The organism is Burkholderia sp. E168m22, assembly GCF_001319805.1.
Taxonomy (GTDB): domain Bacteria; phylum Pseudomonadota; class Gammaproteobacteria; order Burkholderiales; family Burkholderiaceae; genus Burkholderia; species Burkholderia orbicola.
Genome location: NZ_BBSK01000031.1, coordinates 1 through 17147, shown reverse-complemented (window position 1 = coordinate 17147; position 17147 = coordinate 1). Strand labels below are relative to the sequence as shown.

20 protein-coding genes are annotated in these 17147 nt (G+C 65.1%); 11 read left to right on the top strand and 9 right to left on the bottom strand.

Annotation, left to right across the window (positions count from 1 at the left end; translation table 11 throughout):
• The first annotated feature begins 28 nt into the window (after positions 1–28).
• The 8 genes from nuoN (at position 29) to AP428_RS08770 (ending at position 6345) form a co-directional block, all read left to right on the top strand.
• A complete protein-coding gene (gene nuoN, locus AP428_RS08805) occupies positions 29–1483 on the top strand; it encodes an NADH-quinone oxidoreductase subunit NuoN (protein WP_023476907.1) in 1455 nt (484 codons plus the stop codon).
• Positions 1483–1779 carry a DUF2818 family protein gene (locus tag AP428_RS08800; protein WP_006478276.1) on the top strand — a complete coding sequence of 99 codons (297 nt, stop codon included), beginning with the start codon at positions 1483–1485 and terminating at the stop codon, positions 1777–1779. The genes nuoN and AP428_RS08800 overlap by 1 nt, the downstream gene beginning before the upstream one ends.
• Before the next feature lie 39 nt (positions 1780–1818).
• A complete protein-coding gene (locus AP428_RS08795) occupies positions 1819–2409 on the top strand; it encodes an NUDIX domain-containing protein (protein WP_006478277.1) in 591 nt (196 codons plus the stop codon).
• Between the two features lie 136 nt (positions 2410–2545).
• Complete coding sequence (locus tag AP428_RS08790; protein WP_006478278.1) at positions 2546–2968, top strand: DUF1178 family protein; 423 nt, start codon at positions 2546–2548, stop codon at positions 2966–2968.
• A gap of 54 nt (positions 2969–3022) precedes the next feature.
• Complete coding sequence (locus AP428_RS08785; protein ID WP_011545811.1) at positions 3023–4219, top strand: acyl-CoA dehydrogenase family protein; 1197 nt, start codon at positions 3023–3025, stop codon at positions 4217–4219.
• 19 nt (positions 4220–4238) lie between these two features.
• Entirely contained in the window at positions 4239–5372 is a 1134-nt protein-coding gene (locus tag AP428_RS08780) for an acyl-CoA dehydrogenase family protein (RefSeq protein ID WP_011545810.1), read from the top strand.
• A 38-nt stretch (positions 5373–5410) separates the two neighbouring features.
• A complete protein-coding gene (locus tag AP428_RS08775; protein ID WP_012328898.1) occupies positions 5411–5872 on the top strand; it encodes a MaoC family dehydratase in 462 nt (153 codons plus the stop codon).
• Positions 5869–6345, top strand: a complete 477-nt coding sequence (locus AP428_RS08770) for a MaoC family dehydratase (protein ID WP_006496999.1) — start codon at positions 5869–5871, stop codon at positions 6343–6345. The genes AP428_RS08775 and AP428_RS08770 overlap by 4 nt, the downstream gene beginning before the upstream one ends.
• A gap of 47 nt (positions 6346–6392) precedes the next feature.
• Here AP428_RS08770 and AP428_RS08765 read toward each other — a convergent pair whose 3' ends face one another.
• Positions 6393–7085, bottom strand: a complete 693-nt coding sequence (locus AP428_RS08765; protein ID WP_054928012.1) for a glutathione binding-like protein — start codon at positions 7083–7085, stop codon at positions 6393–6395.
• Positions 7086–7304: 219 nt separating this feature from the next.
• Complete coding sequence (locus AP428_RS08760) at positions 7305–8096, bottom strand: oxepin-CoA hydrolase, alternative type (protein WP_012328896.1); 792 nt, start codon at positions 8094–8096, stop codon at positions 7305–7307.
• Between the two features lie 202 nt (positions 8097–8298).
• On the opposite strand from AP428_RS08760, the gene AP428_RS08755 reads away from it, so the two are divergent.
• The gene (locus AP428_RS08755; RefSeq protein WP_054928007.1) at positions 8299–8955 is read left to right on the top strand and encodes a glutathione S-transferase; all 657 of its coding nucleotides are present in this window, start codon (positions 8299–8301) and stop codon (positions 8953–8955) included.
• Between the two features lie 42 nt (positions 8956–8997).
• Here the strand turns inward: AP428_RS08755 and AP428_RS08750 are convergent, their stop codons facing one another.
• Together AP428_RS08750 and AP428_RS08745 are read right to left on the bottom strand one after the other, a co-directional pair.
• A complete protein-coding gene (locus tag AP428_RS08750; protein WP_054928006.1) occupies positions 8998–10170 on the bottom strand; it encodes a pyridoxal phosphate-dependent aminotransferase in 1173 nt (390 codons plus the stop codon).
• A gap of 27 nt (positions 10171–10197) precedes the next feature.
• A complete protein-coding gene (locus AP428_RS08745; protein ID WP_054928005.1) occupies positions 10198–10695 on the bottom strand; it encodes a putative toxin-antitoxin system toxin component, PIN family in 498 nt (165 codons plus the stop codon).
• Between the two features lie 57 nt (positions 10696–10752).
• Here AP428_RS08745 and yaaA point away from each other — a divergent pair, with 57 nt between their 5' ends.
• Positions 10753–11535, top strand: coding sequence for a peroxide stress protein YaaA (gene yaaA, locus AP428_RS08740; protein ID WP_054928004.1), 783 nt, complete (start codon positions 10753–10755; stop codon positions 11533–11535).
• A gap of 134 nt (positions 11536–11669) precedes the next feature.
• Positions 11670–12824 (top strand): M14-type cytosolic carboxypeptidase, encoded by a 1155-nt coding sequence (locus AP428_RS08735; protein ID WP_011545803.1) that lies wholly within the window; start codon positions 11670–11672, stop codon positions 12822–12824.
• Positions 12825–12907: 83 nt separating this feature from the next.
• Here the strand turns inward: AP428_RS08735 and AP428_RS08730 are convergent, their stop codons facing one another.
• The 5 genes from AP428_RS08730 to AP428_RS37135 all read right to left on the bottom strand — a co-directional run bounded on the left by AP428_RS08730 (position 12908) and on the right by AP428_RS37135 (position 17087).
• The gene (locus AP428_RS08730; RefSeq protein ID WP_011545802.1) at positions 12908–13564 is read right to left on the bottom strand and encodes a BspC domain-containing protein; all 657 of its coding nucleotides are present in this window, start codon (positions 13562–13564) and stop codon (positions 12908–12910) included.
• A gap of 139 nt (positions 13565–13703) precedes the next feature.
• Positions 13704–14378, bottom strand: a complete 675-nt coding sequence (locus tag AP428_RS08725) for an energy-coupling factor ABC transporter permease (protein ID WP_011545801.1) — start codon at positions 14376–14378, stop codon at positions 13704–13706.
• A gap of 76 nt (positions 14379–14454) precedes the next feature.
• On the bottom strand, positions 14455–15291 hold the full coding sequence (locus AP428_RS08720; protein ID WP_054928003.1) for a response regulator transcription factor: 837 nt from the start codon (positions 15289–15291) through the stop codon (positions 14455–14457).
• A 210-nt stretch (positions 15292–15501) separates the two neighbouring features.
• Positions 15502–16719 carry a DUF2863 family protein gene (locus AP428_RS08715; protein WP_012328889.1) on the bottom strand — a complete coding sequence of 406 codons (1218 nt, stop codon included), beginning with the start codon at positions 16717–16719 and terminating at the stop codon, positions 15502–15504.
• A 161-nt stretch (positions 16720–16880) separates the two neighbouring features.
• Complete coding sequence (locus tag AP428_RS37135; protein ID WP_197285590.1) at positions 16881–17087, bottom strand: hypothetical protein; 207 nt, start codon at positions 17085–17087, stop codon at positions 16881–16883.
• Positions 17088–17147: the final 60 nt, after the last annotated feature.

Sequence of the window (17147 nt, the reverse complement as noted above, 5' to 3'; positions counted from 1 at the left end):
GGAGGAACTCAAGATCATGAACGCTCCTATGAATGTCCTGTTGCCCGACGCGCTGGTGATGGCCGCCATCGTCGTCGCATGGCTGAACGACACCTTTGCCGGTGCTTCCGGTCGCCGCCTGACCTATCTGATCGCAGTCGTCTCGTCGGTGGTCGCCGGCGTGTGGTTCGCGGTCCAGGCGCTCGACCCGCAGCCGTACTACTTCTTCTCGAAGATGATCGTCGTCGACTCGTTCGCGAGCATGATGAAGGCGGTCGTGTCGTTCGGTTTCGCGGTCTCGCTCGTCTATTCGCGCAAGTACCTCGAAGACCGCGACATGTTCCGCGGCGACGTGTTCCTGCTCGGCATGTTCTCGCTGCTCGGTCAGCTGGTCATGGTGTCGGGCAACAACTTCCTGACGCTGTACCTCGGCCTCGAACTGATGTCGCTGTCGCTGTACGCGGTCATCGCGCTGCGCCGCGACGCCGCACAGTCGAGCGAAGCCGCGATGAAGTACTACGTGCTGGGCGCGCTCGCGTCGGGCTTCGTGCTGTACGGCATCTCGATGCTCTACGGCGCGACCGGCTCGCTCGAACTGGGTGAGGTGTACAAGGCGGTCGGCGGCAACACCGACGCGGCCGTGCTGATGTTCGGCGTGATCTTCATCGTCGCCGGTATCGCGTTCAAGCTCGGCGCCGTGCCGTTCCACATGTGGGTGCCGGACGTCTACCAGGGCGCACCGACCGCGATGACGCTGTTCGTCGGCGGCGGCCCGAAGGTTGCCGCGTTCGCATGGGGCCTGCGCTTCCTGGTGATGGGCCTGCTGCCGCTCGCCCAGAACTGGCAGACCGCGCTCGTGATCCTCGCCGCGCTGTCGCTGATCGTCGGTAACATCACCGGTATCGTCCAGCGCAACATCAAGCGGATGCTCGCGTACTCGGCGATCTCGAACATGGGCTTCGTGCTGCTCGGCCTGCTCGCGGGCATCGTGAAGGGCGACGCGGCGGCACCGGCGAACGCGTACAGCTCGGCGATGTTCTACGCGATCGTCTACCTGATCACGACGCTCGGCTCGTTCGGCGTGGTGATGCTGCTCGCGCGCCGCGATTTCGAAGCGGAAACGATCGACGACTTCAAGGGCCTCAACAAGCGCAGCCCGGTGTTCGCGTTCGTGATGATGGTCATGATGTTCTCGCTGGCCGGCATCCCGCCGACCGTCGGCTTCTACGCGAAGCTGGCCGTGCTCGAGGCGACCGTCAACGCGGGCCTCACGTGGCTGGCCGTGCTGGCCGTGATCACGTCGCTGTTCGGTGCGTTCTACTACCTGCGCATCGTGAAGCTGATGTACTTCGATGCCCCGCAGGATTCGACGCCGATCTCGGGCGATTTCTGCAAGCGCACGATTCTCGTGCTGAACGGCCTGGCGGTCGTCGTGCTCGGCCTGATCCCGAGCCCGCTGCTGACTGCCTGCCTGCAGGCAATCCGTCACACGCTGCCGCTGTAATGTCGGCAGCCGGCTGGTTCATCGTGCTGTTGGCGCTCGTCTGCGCCAACCTGCCGTTCCTGAACCAACGCCTCTTCGCCGTCGTGCCGTTCGGCGCGACCAAGAAGAACGCGTGGGTGCGGATCGGCGAGCTGATCGTGCTGTACTTCGTCGTCGGCGCGCTCGGCTTCTGGCTCGAGTCGCGCGCCGGCAACCGCTTCGAACAGGGCTGGCAGTTTTACGCGATCACGTTCAGTCTCTTCGTCGTGTTCGCGTTTCCCGGCTTCACGTTCCAGTATCTCGTCAAACGACGCTGACGGCTTCGGCCGTCCGTCGTGCTCATTCAGGAGCCGCCGATGGCCGAACTACCCAATCACGACGCCGCACTGACCGAAACCTGCCTCGAGAGCGAGGCGATCTTCGAAGGCGCGTTCCTCAAGCTCAAGCGCGACACCGTCCGTCTGCCGGACGGCAAGAAGGCCACGCGCGAATACGTCCAGCACCCGGGTGCGGTGATGGTGATCCCGCTGTTCGACGACGGCCGCGTGCTGATGGAAAGCCAGTTCCGCTATCCGATCGGCAAGGTGATGGCCGAATTCCCGGCCGGCAAGCTCGACCCGAACGAAGGCGCGCTCGCGTGCGCGGTGCGCGAACTGCGCGAGGAAACCGGCTACACGGCGCGCGAGTACGTGTTCCTGGCCCGCATCCACCCGATCATTTCCTATTCGACCGAATTCATCGACCTGTACCTCGCGCGCGGGCTCACGGCCGGCGAGCGCAAGCTCGACGAAGGCGAATTCCTCGAAACCTTCACCGCGACGCTGGCAGATCTGCAGGAATGGGTGCGCACGGGCCAGATCTCCGACGTGAAGACGATCATTGGCACGATGTGGCTCGACAAGGTGCTGTCCGGCACGTGGCCGCTCGGGCCGGTCGTCACGCCCTGAGCACGGCGTCAGCGGCGGCCGGGGCACCGCGTTACAATCCCGTGATGTGGCGCATTCGCGCCGCGTGATCGCGATTTAGCACGATCGTTCACAAAACCGCTTTTTGCGCTACACTCGTCACACGCCCTGATTCAGCATGAAGGTCCTCGATTTACAGTGCCCGCACGGTCATCGGTTCGAAGGCTGGTTCGCTTCCGCCGATGAATTCGAAGCGCAGTTGTCCCGCAAGCTGGTCGAATGTCCGGTGTGCGGGACCACCGAGGTCAACCGTCTGCCGTCGGCGCCGCGCCTGAACCTGTCGGGCGCGACGCAGGCGCAGCCGGCCGATCCGCGTGCGCTGCAGGCGCAGGTGATGCGCGCGCTGCGCGAGGTGCTGGAGAAGACCGAGAACGTGGGCGAGCGCTTCGCCGAGGAAGCGCGGCGCATCCATTACAACGAGGCGCCCGCACGCAGCATTCGCGGCGTCACGACGCCAGAGGATGCGCAGTCCTTGGTCGAAGAAGGCATCGACGTGATGCCGCTGCCGATTCCAGCCGCGCTGAAAGAACCGCTGCAATGACGTACGCAGTGTGTCCTGGCCGGCCCGGACGGTCGCGGACAGGAGACACTGCGCATGGATCTGGATTATTCCCCCGCCGACGACGCGTTCCGCGTTGACGTCCGCGCCTGGCTCGAGGCCAACCTGCCTCACGCACTGCGCGCCAAGGTACTCGATCACAAGCGACTCGACCGCGAGGATTTCGCGAGCTGGCACCGGATTCTGGGCCAGCGCGGCTGGTCCGCACCCGCGTGGCCGGTCGAATATGGCGGCCCGGGCTGGAACGCGACGCAGCGGCACATCTGGGACGAGGAGTGCGCGCGGATCGGTGCGCCGACCGTGCTGCCGTTCGGGGTGTCGATGGTCGCGCCGGTCCTGATGAAATACGGCAGCGATGCGCAGAAGCGCCACTATCTGCCGCGTATTCTCGACGGCTCGGACTGGTGGTGCCAGGGTTATTCGGAGCCGGGTTCCGGGTCCGACCTCGCGTCGCTGCGCACGCGCGCCGAGCGCCACGGCGATCACTACGTCGTCAACGGCCAGAAGACCTGGACCACGCTCGGCCAGTACGCCGACATGATGTTCTGCCTCGTGCGCACCGATCCGGCCGCGAAGAAGCAGGAGGGCATCTCGTTCCTGCTGATCGACATGAAGACGCCCGGCATCACGGTGCGCCCGATCGTGATGCTCGACGAGGACCACGAGGTCAACGAGGTGTTCTTCGAGGACGTGAAGGTGCCGGTCGAGAATCTCGTCGGCGACGAGAACCGCGGCTGGACCTACGCGAAATACCTGCTTGGCCACGAGCGCACCGGCATCGCGCGCGTCGGCGCGTCGAAGCGGGAGCTTGCGTTCCTGAAGCGCGTCGCATCGAATCAGCGCAAGAACGGCAAGCCGTTGCTCGCCGATCCCGTGTTCGCCGCGAAGGTCGCAGCACTCGAAGTCGAGTTGATGGCGCTGGAAGTGACGGTGCTGCGCGTCGTCAGCCGCGAGACGAGCGGCAAGGGGCCCGGCCCCGAGGCGTCGATGCTGAAGATCAAGGGCACCGAGGTGCAGCAGGCGCTTACCGAGCTGATGGTCGAAGCGATCGGCCCGCTGGCCGCCCCATTCGACGTGCCGTTCCTCGACGGCGAGCGCGAGCACAGCATCGCGGGCGACGACGATGCGGCGCCGCTCGCCGCGTACTACTTCAATTACCGGAAGACGTCGATCTACGGCGGTTCGAACGAGATCCAGAAGAACATCATCGCGCAGATGATTCTGGGGCTGTGATCAGGGAACGGAGACAACCATGGATTTCAGCTTTACCGATGAGCAGCAGCAGTTCGCCGACGCGCTGCGCCGGTATCTCGGCGAGCAATATGGCTTCGAAGCGCGCCAGGCGATCGTGCGTAGCGATGCCGGTGTGTCGGACGCGCAGTGGCGCGCATTCACCGAACTCGGCTTGACCGCGTTGCCCGTGCCGGACGCACAGGGCGGCTTCGGCGGCGGCCCGGTCGACATGCTGGTCGTGATGCAGGAGCTGGGCCGCGCGCTCGTGATCGAGCCGTACTGGGCCACGGCGGTCGGCGTCGAGGCGTTGCGGATCGCCGGCTCCGGCGCAGGCGACGATGCCGCGCTGCTGGAGGCGGTCGCGCAAGGGCAAAAGCGCGTGGCGGTCGCATTCCACGAACCGCGGGCGCGCTACGATCTATACGAACTCGACACGCACGCACGCGAGCAGGGCGGCACGTACCGGCTGACCGGCGCCAAGTCGGTGGTTCAGCACGGCGCGCAGGCGCACGTGTGGATCGTGCCTGCGCGAATCGACGGTGGCGGCATCGGCCTCTTCGTCGTCGAACGCGATGCAGCGAACACGAAGGTGGTCGACTACCGGACCATCGACGGCCAGCGTGCCGCGACGATCACGTTCGACGACACGCCGGCCCGACTGCTGACGGGCGGTGCGCGCGACGCGGTGGCCCTCGAGCAGATCGCCGATTACGCGACCTTCCTGCTGTGCGCGGAAGCGGTTGGCGCGCTCGACGAGCTGAATCGCGCGACGGTCGAATATACGAAGACGCGCGAGCAGTTCGGCGTGCCGATCGCGCGTTTTCAGGCGCTGCAGCACCGGATGGTCGACATGCTGATCCATGCCGAGCAGGCGCGTTCACTGACCTATCTCGCGGCAGTGCGCTACGCGAACGGCGATGCCGATGCACGGCGCAAGGCCGTGTCGGCCGCGAAGGCCCGGGTCGGGGCGGCCGCGCGCTTCGTCGGCCAGCAGGCGGTCCAATTGCACGGCGGCATGGGCGTGACCAACGAGGTGGCCGCCGCGCACCTGTTCAAACGGCTGTCGATCATCGAGACGACGCTTGGCGATACCGATCATCACCTCGCCCGCATCACGGCGCTGCCCGATTTCGCGCAGACCGACGTAGCATGACGGTGACGCGCGAGCGCGTCAGACAAGGAGACTTATCAGTGGGCATCAGTTACGAAGATCTGGTGGTCGGCAGTACCACCGAAGTGGGCCGCTACACGTTCGAGCCGGACGACATCAAGACGTTCGCGAAGCGCTACGATCCGCAGCCGTTCCATGTCGACGAGGCAGCGGGGAAGGCCTCGCATTTCGGCGGGCTCGTCGCGAGCGGCTGGCATACGTGCTCGGTGTTCATGAGCCTGCTGGTTCAGAAGCTCGGGCCGGATTCGACCAGCATGGGCTCGCCGGGCATCGATTCGATCCGCTGGCTGAAGCCGGTGCGCGCCGGCGACACGATCACGATGTACCAGAAGGTGCACGACAAGCGCGTGTCGGAGAGCAAGCCCGATCGCGGCATCGTGTCGACCGAATGGGTCGGCGTGAACGAAGCCGGCGAGACGGTGATCAGCGTGCACACCAAGGTGATTTTCGGGCTGCGCCATCCGGGAGGCGCGAACCCATGACCGACGTGACCTTGCCGCTGATCGCCTCGGCCCAGGCGCTGCAGGCGCGGGTCGGCGCGGAGCCGCTCGCGAGCGGCTGGATCGAGATCGACCAGCCGCGCGTCGACGGTTTCGCCGACGCGACCGGCGATCATCAATGGATTCACGTCGACCCCGAACGCGCGCGGCGCGAGTCGCCGTTCGGCGGCCCGATCGCGCACGGATTCCTGACGCTGTCGCTGATTCCTGCGTTGATGACCGACGCAATGCGCTTCGAGCAGAAGATGGGCGTGAACTACGGCTTGAACCGCGTGCGGTTTTTGAAGCCGGTGCCGGTGGGGGCACGCGTGCGTGCATTGTTCGCGGTGAAGGAAACCGCCGACGCCGCGCGCGGCGGCATTCAGGTGACGTGGTCGGTATCGGTGCAGGTCGAGCGCCCCGACGCGCCGTTGCCGGTGTGCGCGGCGGAGTTCATCACGCTGCATTATTTCTGACGCACGGAGCGGCATGCACGGATGCCGCTCCGACCGCCACGTGCGTGTCAGCGCTTCGCGTATTGCGTTGCGCCGAACAGCACCTCGCGTGCCTTGTCGTCCTGCAGCGCCTTGCGCATCGACGCAAGCACTTCGACGCCGCGCTGCACGGCCGGTCGCGCGGCGATCGTCTCGTGCCAGCGCTTCACGTTCGGCAACGCGTCGAGCACGATGCCCTGGTTCTGCCATGAGCGTGTCCACGGGAACGTCGCAATGTCCGCGATCGTGTACGTGTCGCCCGCCAGATACTCGGATTCGCCGAGGCGCTTTTCCATCACGTTGTACAGGCGCTTCGCTTCGTTCGTATAGCGGTTGACCGCATACTCGATCTTCTCCGGCGCATAGAGGCGGAAGTGATGCGCCTGCCCGAGCATCGGGCCGACACCGCCCATCTGGAACATCAGCCACTCGAGCGTCGCATAGCGCGCGGCCGGATCGGTCGGCAGGAACTTGCCGGTCTTCTCCGCGAGGTAAATCAGGATCGCGCCCGATTCGAACAGCGAGATCGATTGGCCGCCGGGGCCCTCCGGATCCACGATTGCCGGGATCTTGTTGTTCGGGCTGATCTTCAGGAACTCGGGCTCGAACTGGTCGCCCGCACCGATATCGACCGGATGCGCACGATACGCGAGGCCGGTTTCCTCGAGCATGATGTGTACCTTGTGGCCGTTCGGGGTCGCCCAGCTATAGACGTCGATCATCGTCAACTCCTGTGTGGCATGCGCGAAAACGGCGCCGGCGGCGCCGCGACAGGCGGTCATTAGAGCATGGATCGACACGGGCTGCTGACGACGCAGACGCGCGTGCCGACGGGCAGGCCCGGCGGGGCCGGAGAGCATCGCCGACATGGCGTACGCGTCGGCGGGCCGCATCGGATGGACCCGGCGGCGTGGCGTCGGTTCGAAGTCCGACGCGGTGGATCAGCGCTTGTAGCGCGGCTGACGCTTCTCGAGAAAAGCGGTGATGCCTTCGAGCCCGTCCGCATGATGCAGCGACGCGACGAAATGATCGCGCTCGGTGCCGAGGTGCGCGTCCAGCGGTTGCGCGGTCGCGTCGTCGAGCAGCGACTTGATGCGCGTGAGCGCATTCGGCGAGATGCCGGCGAGTGCGTCGGCCCAGGCCAGTGCGTCGCTCAATGCGGTGCCTGGCGCGGCGAGCCGGTTGACGACGCCGAGCGCATGCAGGCGTTCGGCGGCGACCGGTTTGCCTTCGAACAGGATTTCGGCCGCGATCGCACGCGGCAGCGCGCGGGCGAGAAACCACGAGCCGCCGCCGTCGGGCGTCAGGCCGACGCGCGCATACGACATCACGAATTTCGCATCGTGTGCGGCGACGATCAGGTCGCACGCGAGCGCGAGCGAGAAGCCCGCGCCGGCCGCGGCGCCTTCGACGGCCGCGATCACCGGTTTCGTCGATGCGCGGATCGCCGTGACCCATGCCGCGAGCTGATCGATGCTGTCGGCCTGGAAGGACGGATCCTTCGAGCGATTCTCGAGCAGCCGGTTCAGGTTGCCGCCGGCGCAGAAGAAGCGATCGGCGCCCGTCAGCACGACGGCGCGAATCGCCGGATCGCGCTCGGCGGTGGCGAGCGCTTCGATGCCCGCCGCGTACATGTCGGGATGCAGCGCGTTGCGCGCGCCAGGATTGGACAGCGTGAGGACGAGCGTCGATTCGCTCTCGGGCGGACGCGAGGCCAGCAGTTCAGCACTCATGCGAGCGTGTCTCCATCGGGTGGCGCGGCGACGACGCCGCGTGTGTCGTGCGGACGGCCAGAGCCGACGCCGCAGTGGATGTAATGTTGTCGTGACGAACGCAAAACTTGCTTTAGACTAGCACGAACGTGCTTTTCGGCGTGATGAATCCCGATGCGGCTGGCGTCGATGCGGCCGCCCCTGAGCAAGGAAGGAGACTTCGATGTTACAGCTGTGCGGTATTCCGTTGTCCAACTACTACAACAAGGTGAAGTTCGTCCTGCTCGAGCACGACATTCCGTTCGAGGAAGCGGTGTGCGGTTTGCCGATCAGCGATCCGGCGCAGCTTGCCGATTCGCCGCTCGGCAAGATTCCGTTCCTGAAGACCGAAGAGGGGGCGCTGTTCGAGTCGCAGGCGATCATCGAATACCTGGCGGCGCGCTATCCCGAGAAAGGCATTTTCCCCACGAGCCCGTTCGCGGCGGCGAAGGTGCGCGAACTGGTCGAGACGCTCGAGCTGTATCTCGAATGGATGGCGCGCGAGGTGTACACGGAAGCGTTTTTCGGCGGCAAGGTGAGCGACGGGATGAAGGCGCACGTCGAGAAGCGCCTGCCCCGCGCGATCGATGCATTCAAGCAGATGACACGGTTTTCGCCGTATGTGCTCGGCGACTCGTTCGGCCTCGCCGACATCGCCGCGTGGGTCCATCTGCCGGTCATCGGCATGGCGACGAAGGCCATATACGGGCGCGATTTCCTGCTCGATGCAGGCATCGACTGGAAGGGGCACGCCAAGATGGTGAGTGAACGCCCTGCCGCGCAGCGCGTGGCCGCCGAGCGCAAGGCGTATGTCGAAGCGGCGAACGTCGCGCGTTCGTAACCGCGGTTCTCGAAGGGCGGCGTGCGGCCGCCCGTGCGGGGCTTACAGGCGGGCCAGCCGTTCGAGCGCGGACGCGAGCGTGCTTTCCTGCTTCGCGAAGCAGAAGCGCATGACGCCCGATTCGTGCGGCTCGTGATAGAACGCCGACACCGGAATGGCGGCCACGCCGATCTCCGACGTGAGCCACTTCGAGAATTCCGCTTCGGGCAGGTCGCTGATCGCCGAGTAATCGACGCACTGGAAGTACGTGCCCGTGCACGGCAGCAGCTTGAAGCGCGTGCGCTCGAGGCCGGCCCGGAAGAAGTCGCGCTTGCGCTGATAGAAGCCCGCGAGCGACAGGTACGGCGCCGGGTCCCGCAGGTAGTCGGCGAGCCCGATCTGCATCGGCGTGTTCACCGTGAACACGTTGAACTGGTGGACCTTGCGGAATTCCGCGGTCAGCGCGGCAGGCGCCGCGACGTAACCGACCTTCCAGCCCGTCACGTGATAGGTCTTGCCGAAGCTCGACACGATGAAGCTGCGCGCGGCGAGTTCCGGATAGCGCGCGACGCTCTCGTGGCGCGCGCCGTCGTAGACCATGTGCTCGTAGACCTCGTCGGACAGGATCAGCACGTTGGTGCCGCGCACGATGTCCTCGAGCTTGCGCATGTCCGCCTCGCGCCACACGGTGCCCGTCGGGTTGTGCGGCGTGTTGATCAGGATCATCCGCGTTTTCGGCGTGATCGCGGCCGCGAGACGGTCGAACGGGATCGCGTAGTCGGGCGCCTCCAGCGTGACGAACACGGGCTTGCCGCCGGCGAGTTCGATCGACGGCAGATAGCTGTCGTAGGTTGGCTCGACCACGATCACTTCGTCGCCCGGATGCACCGCGCACAGGATCGCCGTCAGCAGCGCCTGGGTCGCGCCGGCCGTCACGGTGATTTCGGTGGCCGGATCGTAGCGCCGGCCGTACACCTGCGCGATCTTGTCGGCGATCGCGTCGCGCAGCGGCGCGACGCCGGCCATCGGCGGGTACTGGTTGTGCCCGTTGCGCATCGCGGCGGCGACTGCATCGACGATGCGCGGATCGCAATCGAAATCCGGAAAGCCCTGGCCGAGGTTCACCGCACCTTTTTCGGCGGCAAGCGCGCTCATGATCGTGAAGATCGTCGTGCCGACGTTCGGCAGGCGCGAGGGGAAAACGGGAGTCGTTGGCATATCTGAAGGAGCGTTCATCGATACGGTCGAATTCGGATTGGGGCGTCAGGCCGGCGTCGCCGTGGCGGGCGGCGCGGCATCGAGTGCGCAGGCTTCGGCAAACGGCGCGGGTTGCGCGATTCGGAAACCGAAGTCGCGTGCGGTGCGTTTCGCGAGCTTCAGCAGCGCGCGGTCTTTCGACACGAGCCAATCGGCCTGCGCGGCGCGGGCGAGTTCGAGAAATTTCTGATCGTCGCGGTCCTTGCACTTCGGCAGCGGCGGCGCGTCGGCGTCGATGGGCGGCGGTTCGACGAGGCTCGCGAGCCGGGCGACCGTTGCGAGCGCGGCCGCCTTGTCGATCGCGCGCGACTGGAACTGCGGATAGTCGAGCACGTATTCGAGTTCGGTCAGGCAGCGGCCGTCGATCACGGCGGCCAGCGTGCCGTGCTCCAGCGCGGCACGGATCGGGCGCGTGGCGGGGTCGTCGAATACGAGAATGTCGATCCAGACGTTCGAGTCGAGCACGACGCGGTGTGCGGCATGCGGGGCGAGAGAGCGGGTCATTCGTTACAATCGGTGGTTTTCGTCTGACCGCAAGGCACGGCGTGCCAGCGAGCCTCTATGATAATCGTTCTCTCTCCCGCCAAATCCCTCGACTACGAGACGCCCGCGCATGTCGAGTCTTACACGAAGCCTGCATTCGTCGACGACGCGTCGGAGCTGATCGACGGCCTGCGCAAGCTGTCGCCGCAGGACATCGCCACGCTGATGGATATCTCCGATCCGCTCGCGCGCCTGAACTTCCAGCGCTACGCCGACTGGTCGCCGACCTTCACGCCGGCCAACGCGAAGCAGGCCGTGCTGGCGTTCAACGGCGACGTCTACGAGGGGTTCGACGCGAAATCGCTGTCGTCCACCGATCTCGACTATGCGCAGCAGCACGTGCGCGTGCTGTCGGGCCTGTACGGGCTGCTGCGCCCGCTCGATCTGCTGCAGCCGTATCGGCTCGAGATGGGCACGCGGTTCGCGAACGCGCGCGGCAAGGATCTGTATGCGTTCTGGGGCGACCGCATCACGCGGGCACTGAACGAGCAGCTCGAGACGCGCAGCGGTGCGGCGCGCGTGCTCGTCAACTGCGCGTCGACCGAATACTTCAAGTCGGTCAAGCCGAAGCTGCTGGCCGCACCGGTCATCACGCCGGTATTCGAGGACTGGAAGGGCGGACGCTACAAGATCATCAGCTTCCATGCGAAACGCGCGCGTGGCCTGATGGCGCGTTTCGTCGTCGAGAACCGTATTACCGACCCGAAGGCGCTGAAGGAATTCGCGACGGATGGTTATGCGTTCGATGCGGCTGCGTCGAACGATTCGACTTACGTATATCGCCGGCGCGTCGGCGAGTAACCCTGCCGGCGTTCACGAGACGGCCGGCGCTTATGAGGCCGGACAGGCGGTACACCGTCTGCTTCGGTCGCGAGCTTTGCATGGGACTGGTGTAAGCGCCAAAGCGCTAACTCCGGTCGACAAAGGAGAGATAGATGGCCCTTTCGATCACCAGTAATTTCGACGCAGGCGCAATCGACGTCGTGTCGTGCGACAGCCCCGACGCGATCCGGCTGCGCGTGCGCGGCGACAATCGTTCGGAGTTCGCGCAATGGTTTTACTACCGCTTGACGGGTGCGCGCGGCGAGCGATGCGTGATGACGTTCGAGAACGCAGCCGAATGCGCGTATCCGTCGGGCTGGCGCAACTACCACGCGGTGGCGAGCTACGACCGGGTCGACTGGTTCCGCGTGCCGACGACGTTCGACGGCAAGACGATGACCATCGACCATACGCCGGAGTTCGACAGCATCTACTACGCGTATTTCGAACCGTACTCGGAAGAGCGTCACGCGGCGTTTCTCGGTGCGGTCCAGCAGTTGCCGCAGGCGAGCGTCGTCGAGCTCGGCCGTACGGTCGAAGGCCGTCCGATGTCGCTGCTGACGCTCGGCACGCCGGAAACCGATGGTGCGCCGAAGAAGAAGGTGTGGATCATCGCGCGTCAGCATCCGGGCGAATCGATGGCCGAGTGGTTCGTCGAAGGCCTGGTCAAGCGGCTGGCCGGATGGGGCGACTGGGCTGGCGATCCGGTTGCGCGCAAGCTCTACGATCGCGCGACGTTCTACATCGTCCCGAACATGAACCCGGACGGCAGCGTGCACGGTAACCTGCGCACCAATGCGGCCGGCGCGAACCTGAACCGCGAGTGGATGGCACCCGATGCCGAGCGCAGCCCCGAAGTGCTGGCCGTGCGCGATGCGATCCACGCGATCGGTTGCGACATGTTCTTCGACATTCACGGCGACGAGGATCTGCCGTACGTGTTCGTCGCCGGCTCGGAGATGCTGCCGAGCTTTACCGAGCAGCAGGGCAAGGAGCAGGCTGCGTTCATCGACGCGTTCAAGGTCGCAAGCCCCGACTTCCAGACCGAGCATGGCTACGCGGCGAGCAAGTACAAGGAAGATGCGCTGAAGCTCGCGTCGAAGTACATCGGCCACCAGTTCGGCTGTCTGTCGTTGACGCTCGAAATGCCGTTCAAGGACAACGCGAACCTGCCCGACGAGCGCGTCGGCTGGAACGGCGAGCGCAGCGCGGCGCTCGGCGCGGCGATGCTCGCCGCGATCCTGGTGCACATCGACACGTTCGGTTAAGCACGGCCGTCGTCGCATGAAAAAAGCCGACGCATCTTGCGATGCGTCGGCTTTTTTGCTGCTGTCGTTGCCGCTCCGTCGTATCAGGACTTCTTCGCGGTTTTTTTCTTCACGGCTTTCTTCTGGCCACTTGATTTCTTCGTCGCGACGGCCTTCTTGCTGCCGGTGCGACCCGATGCCTTCGCCTTGGCCTTGCCGCGATGCGACTTGCCCTTGAACTTCTTCGTCGAAGACGACGAGCGCTCGACGCGTGGCTTCAGCGGCGGAACCGGGTCGTTCCAGCTGAACGCGAGCATTTGCTGGCCGACGTAGCCGCAACGGAATTTCAGCGGCGTCGGATCGCTGCCGTTGCTGTGGATGCCGAGCCCGTCGACGGTGACGATGTTGTCGACCTTCACGCGCTGCTTGCCCTGGTCGAACGAGTCGTTCCACGGCGTGATCGTCGCGTTGCCGCTGTCGAATGCGTTCGGCGCGAAGTCGACGCGGTCGAACGCCGTCGACGTGCTGGCGATGAAGCTGCCGTGCGCCGCACAATCGGCGGCGAGCGGATCGGCATGCATCTCGTTGACGAATTTGTTGATCAGTTCGGAGCGCTGGTCGAGCAGATCGGCGAATACCGGTGCGGGAAGCGCAAGCGACAGGCCCGCGATACAGGCTGCCAGCTTGCCGAGCGCCCGGAAAATCCGGAGCGAGGCAGGAGAGCTGTCCATCTGGTTATTGGTGAGGAGCGAAGGAGACATCGGGCACGTATAGATGCCCGATGAAGAACAGGAGTTCAATCTTAGCGTAAAAAAGTTGTGCAGCAGTAGGTGGCGTATTCGGCGCGCGCCGCGGAAGTACCGCCGGTACGCGTGTGCGCCGAGCCGATCAGGGGGATTTTCAGGCGCGCGGGCCGCCGAGGCGGTAGCGCCGGACGTCGAAGGTCGTGACCCACGCGGGGCGATAGACGGCGATGAGTGCCGTTGCCATGCCGGTGAACCATGCTTCGCCGAGCGCCAGCAGTGCGGTGTTCAGCAGATAGCCGGCCGGAATCACGACGGGCACGCCGTCGGCGAGTGCGAGCTGGACACCTGCCGCCGCGGCGGCGACCGCGACGATCGCGATGGCCGGCGACAGGAAGCCCTGCCCGGTGATGAACGAGGCGAGGTTATGCGGTAGCCAGGCGAGCGCGGCGCGTTGCAGCAACGCCGACACGCCGACAGGCAGCGCACCGTAGATCAGATAGGTCAGGCCGATGCCTTGCCACGGCGCGTCAAAGATGACCGCGGCAATCGCCGTGACGGCGCCCATCGCGACCAGCGCGAGTGTCCAGTCGAACAGCGTGACGAGCAGGGTGGCGCCAAGCAGATGCATGACGATGCCATCCTCGAGCCATGCGTTCGAGGCCCACAGGACCGTGATCGCGGTGACGAGCGCGAGCCACACGTGCTGAAGCGTGGCGTCTTGCAGACGTACGAACGGGCGATTCCAGATCGCGAGCGCGAGCAGGGCCACGGCGGCGATCCAGCCACCGATGCCAACCCAGAGCGGAAGCGGTGTGAAAAGAAAACCCATGCGTCCATATTACTCGTTGAGCATCAAAGGTGGGAATCTGCACATGCCCGATCGTCGCAATATCGAGACTGTTTGCCTAGCGTCCGCGCCGGAACCGTGGCCGCGGTTCGGCGGCGAGCGGCAGGTCCTGCGTGCCGGCATGGGCGGTAGGCAACGGGTACGGACGGTCATGCCGTTGTGTACGCAGCGGAACCGGGCCGTGTTCGCCGATGGCCGGTTTGCGGGTGCGGTTGCGGTTCGCCAGCAGCACCTCGAGATGGGGCGACAGCCAGCCGTTGTAGATCGCGACGGCGGCGGCGCGGTTTGCTGCGCCGAGCTGCTGGAAGATGCTCGCGAGGTGGATCTTCACGGTGCCTTCGCTGATGCCGAGCGTACGCGCGATCATCTTGTTCGTGCTGCCCATGTGGACGAACCGCATGATCTGCGCTTGCCGCGGCGACAGGAGGCCGCTCGGCGGGCGGCGGGGCAGCGAGCCGGCGAGCGTCTGGAAATGGGCATCCTGGCGTGCCGTCGTCGGGGTGGGCAGCAGGCTGAGGGCGATCGGCGGAATGTAGTGCCCGCCCAGCAGCACGATCTCGAGCGCACGTACGATCAGGTGCGGCCGCGTGGAATGCGGGATCACGCCCGCGACGCCGTAGTTGAAGAAGCGCTGGATGGCTTCGGGCGAGACTTCGTCGACCAGGACGGCGATCGGCGTCGGCGAGCACGCGTTGCCGAGTGCCTGGAGCTCGCTGAGCCGGCCCACGTCGAGCCAGTCGATCGCGACGAGGTCGAAACGCTGGGTGCGCAGTAGCCGGCGCGCCAGGAAACTGTCGGGCGCATCGTTGATGCTGGCGTGCCGGTCGATCTGCCGCAGCAGGGCCTTCAGTCCGTCACGCCGTTCGGCGTCTGAGTTAAGCACCAAGAACCGCATATTCAATCTCCGTAAGGTGAGTCATCGACTGCTATCGGGTATAAGCTGGTCCCGATAATGACAAAGACCTTACACGATGTCTGCTTGGCTGAAAGGCTTAGGAAAAGTTCGAAATTTTCGGCGACAGAGCATCGGACAAGAAAAAAAGCCGCTTCGGCAGGCACCGGAAGCGGCTTTTGGCGGGGCAGGCCGATGGGCCTGCGGGGACTGTCAGTGGAAGTGCGGCTGGGCGGGCGACGCGTCTTCCGGCATTTCCGCATGGACGATTTCGCCGAGCGGATCTGCGTAGAGCGGCACGCCGCAGTCGTCGCAGTATTCGGGTTCGAAACGGCCCGCGTGCCTGCGGACGTCGGTTACGCCGCATTCCTTCAGCAGGCTCACGATTTCTTCGAGCGGCCCTTCGATCGGCGCTTCGCCTTCGAGCGTCGCGCTGTCGGTCGATACGTCGCCGTTTTCACGGCCGTAGAGCGGCCACACGACACCGTAGATCACGTCGTTGCTGGCACGCCGCGTGAAGCCCACGCGATACTCATCGATACGACGCTCGCCGAAGCCGGCGACCACCGCCCGCAACTCTTGCGGCGCCGCACCAAGTGTGTCGAATAGATAACGAATGGCCGTTCGGACGGTGTGCGGACGCACACGTTCGTCCGCATCGCGACAGGCCGAGTAGTACGCGTCCGGAAGCAGGCATTCGAATTCGCATCCGGGCAGCGCGATCGACAGGTTCGGGCCGCCTTGTGCCGTCCACTGTTCAAGGCACTGGCCGCGCTCGATGCGGCTGCCGTTTTCTTCTTCCTGCCAGCGGAACAGCGGTGCGCCGGCCGGCGCGGCGACGACCGCCAGCAGGAAGCGCGGATCGGCCAGGATCGGCGAGGTTTCCGGCAGATCGCCGAAGCTCAGCTTCGGGGTGTGCTGACCGATTGCCGCATGGGCGAGTTGCTGCGCCAGCCGGTAGGTTTCCACGTGGTGCCGCGGCAACTGGTCGATGCTGTAGAGGAACGGGGCGAGCCCGACGAGCGTGCCGTTCGCCAGGACGTGCGCCTGCAGATGTGTTCGCAGCGCGTCGGCCACGTCGCCCTTGAGCGGACCGGACGGAATCATGTAACGCGTCCAGGCGAGAACCGGGACGGCGACCAGCAGCGCATCGTACGGTTGGCCGTCGTGCTCGATCACCATCGACTCGCTGTGCGTCTCGGCCATGTCGGCGAGCGCGCCGTAGGCGTCGGGATGATTCTGCTGGAGATGGTCGAGCGCGGCGTCGAGCGTGGTCTGATTGCCGTTGCGGACAATCTTGGCGAGCAGCGCATCGAGCTTCGCTTCCCAGAAGCGATCCTCGATGCGGCTGCCCGACGCGAAGAGCGCAAGCGACAGACCGACCAGTTTGTCGGCATCGGGGGGGAGGCGTTTGGCGATTCGCTGGCGCATATTAAAGACGTATATAGAAAGAGGCGAAGAACCTCACATTCTAGTCCGTTCTTTGCACCATAAGCGGTCTCGTGCCTCAGGCATGGCCGGACGGCCGAATTGCGGCGTTTGTGAAAAAGTTGCGTCAAACCCCTTGCGCGATTGCCGGGGGATGCGTAGAATCACGCCTCTTTCGCGCTAACGGAAACGCAGCGCGGAAGGAAGGGAAGCAGTGCTGTTGAGGTTCGGCGGTAGCGAGCCTCGGCGGTACGGAAGTTGAGCCCCGCAGTCGCAACGAAGTCGTTCAGAAAGTTGTTGACGAGCTGCGAAACACGGCTCATAATCTCGTTTCTCTGCTGCTGAAAACGCAGCGCTGCTGAGGGGTTCAAGATTCCTCGCAGAAATGCTCTTTAAAAATTAACAGCCGATAAGTGTGGGCGCTTGATGGC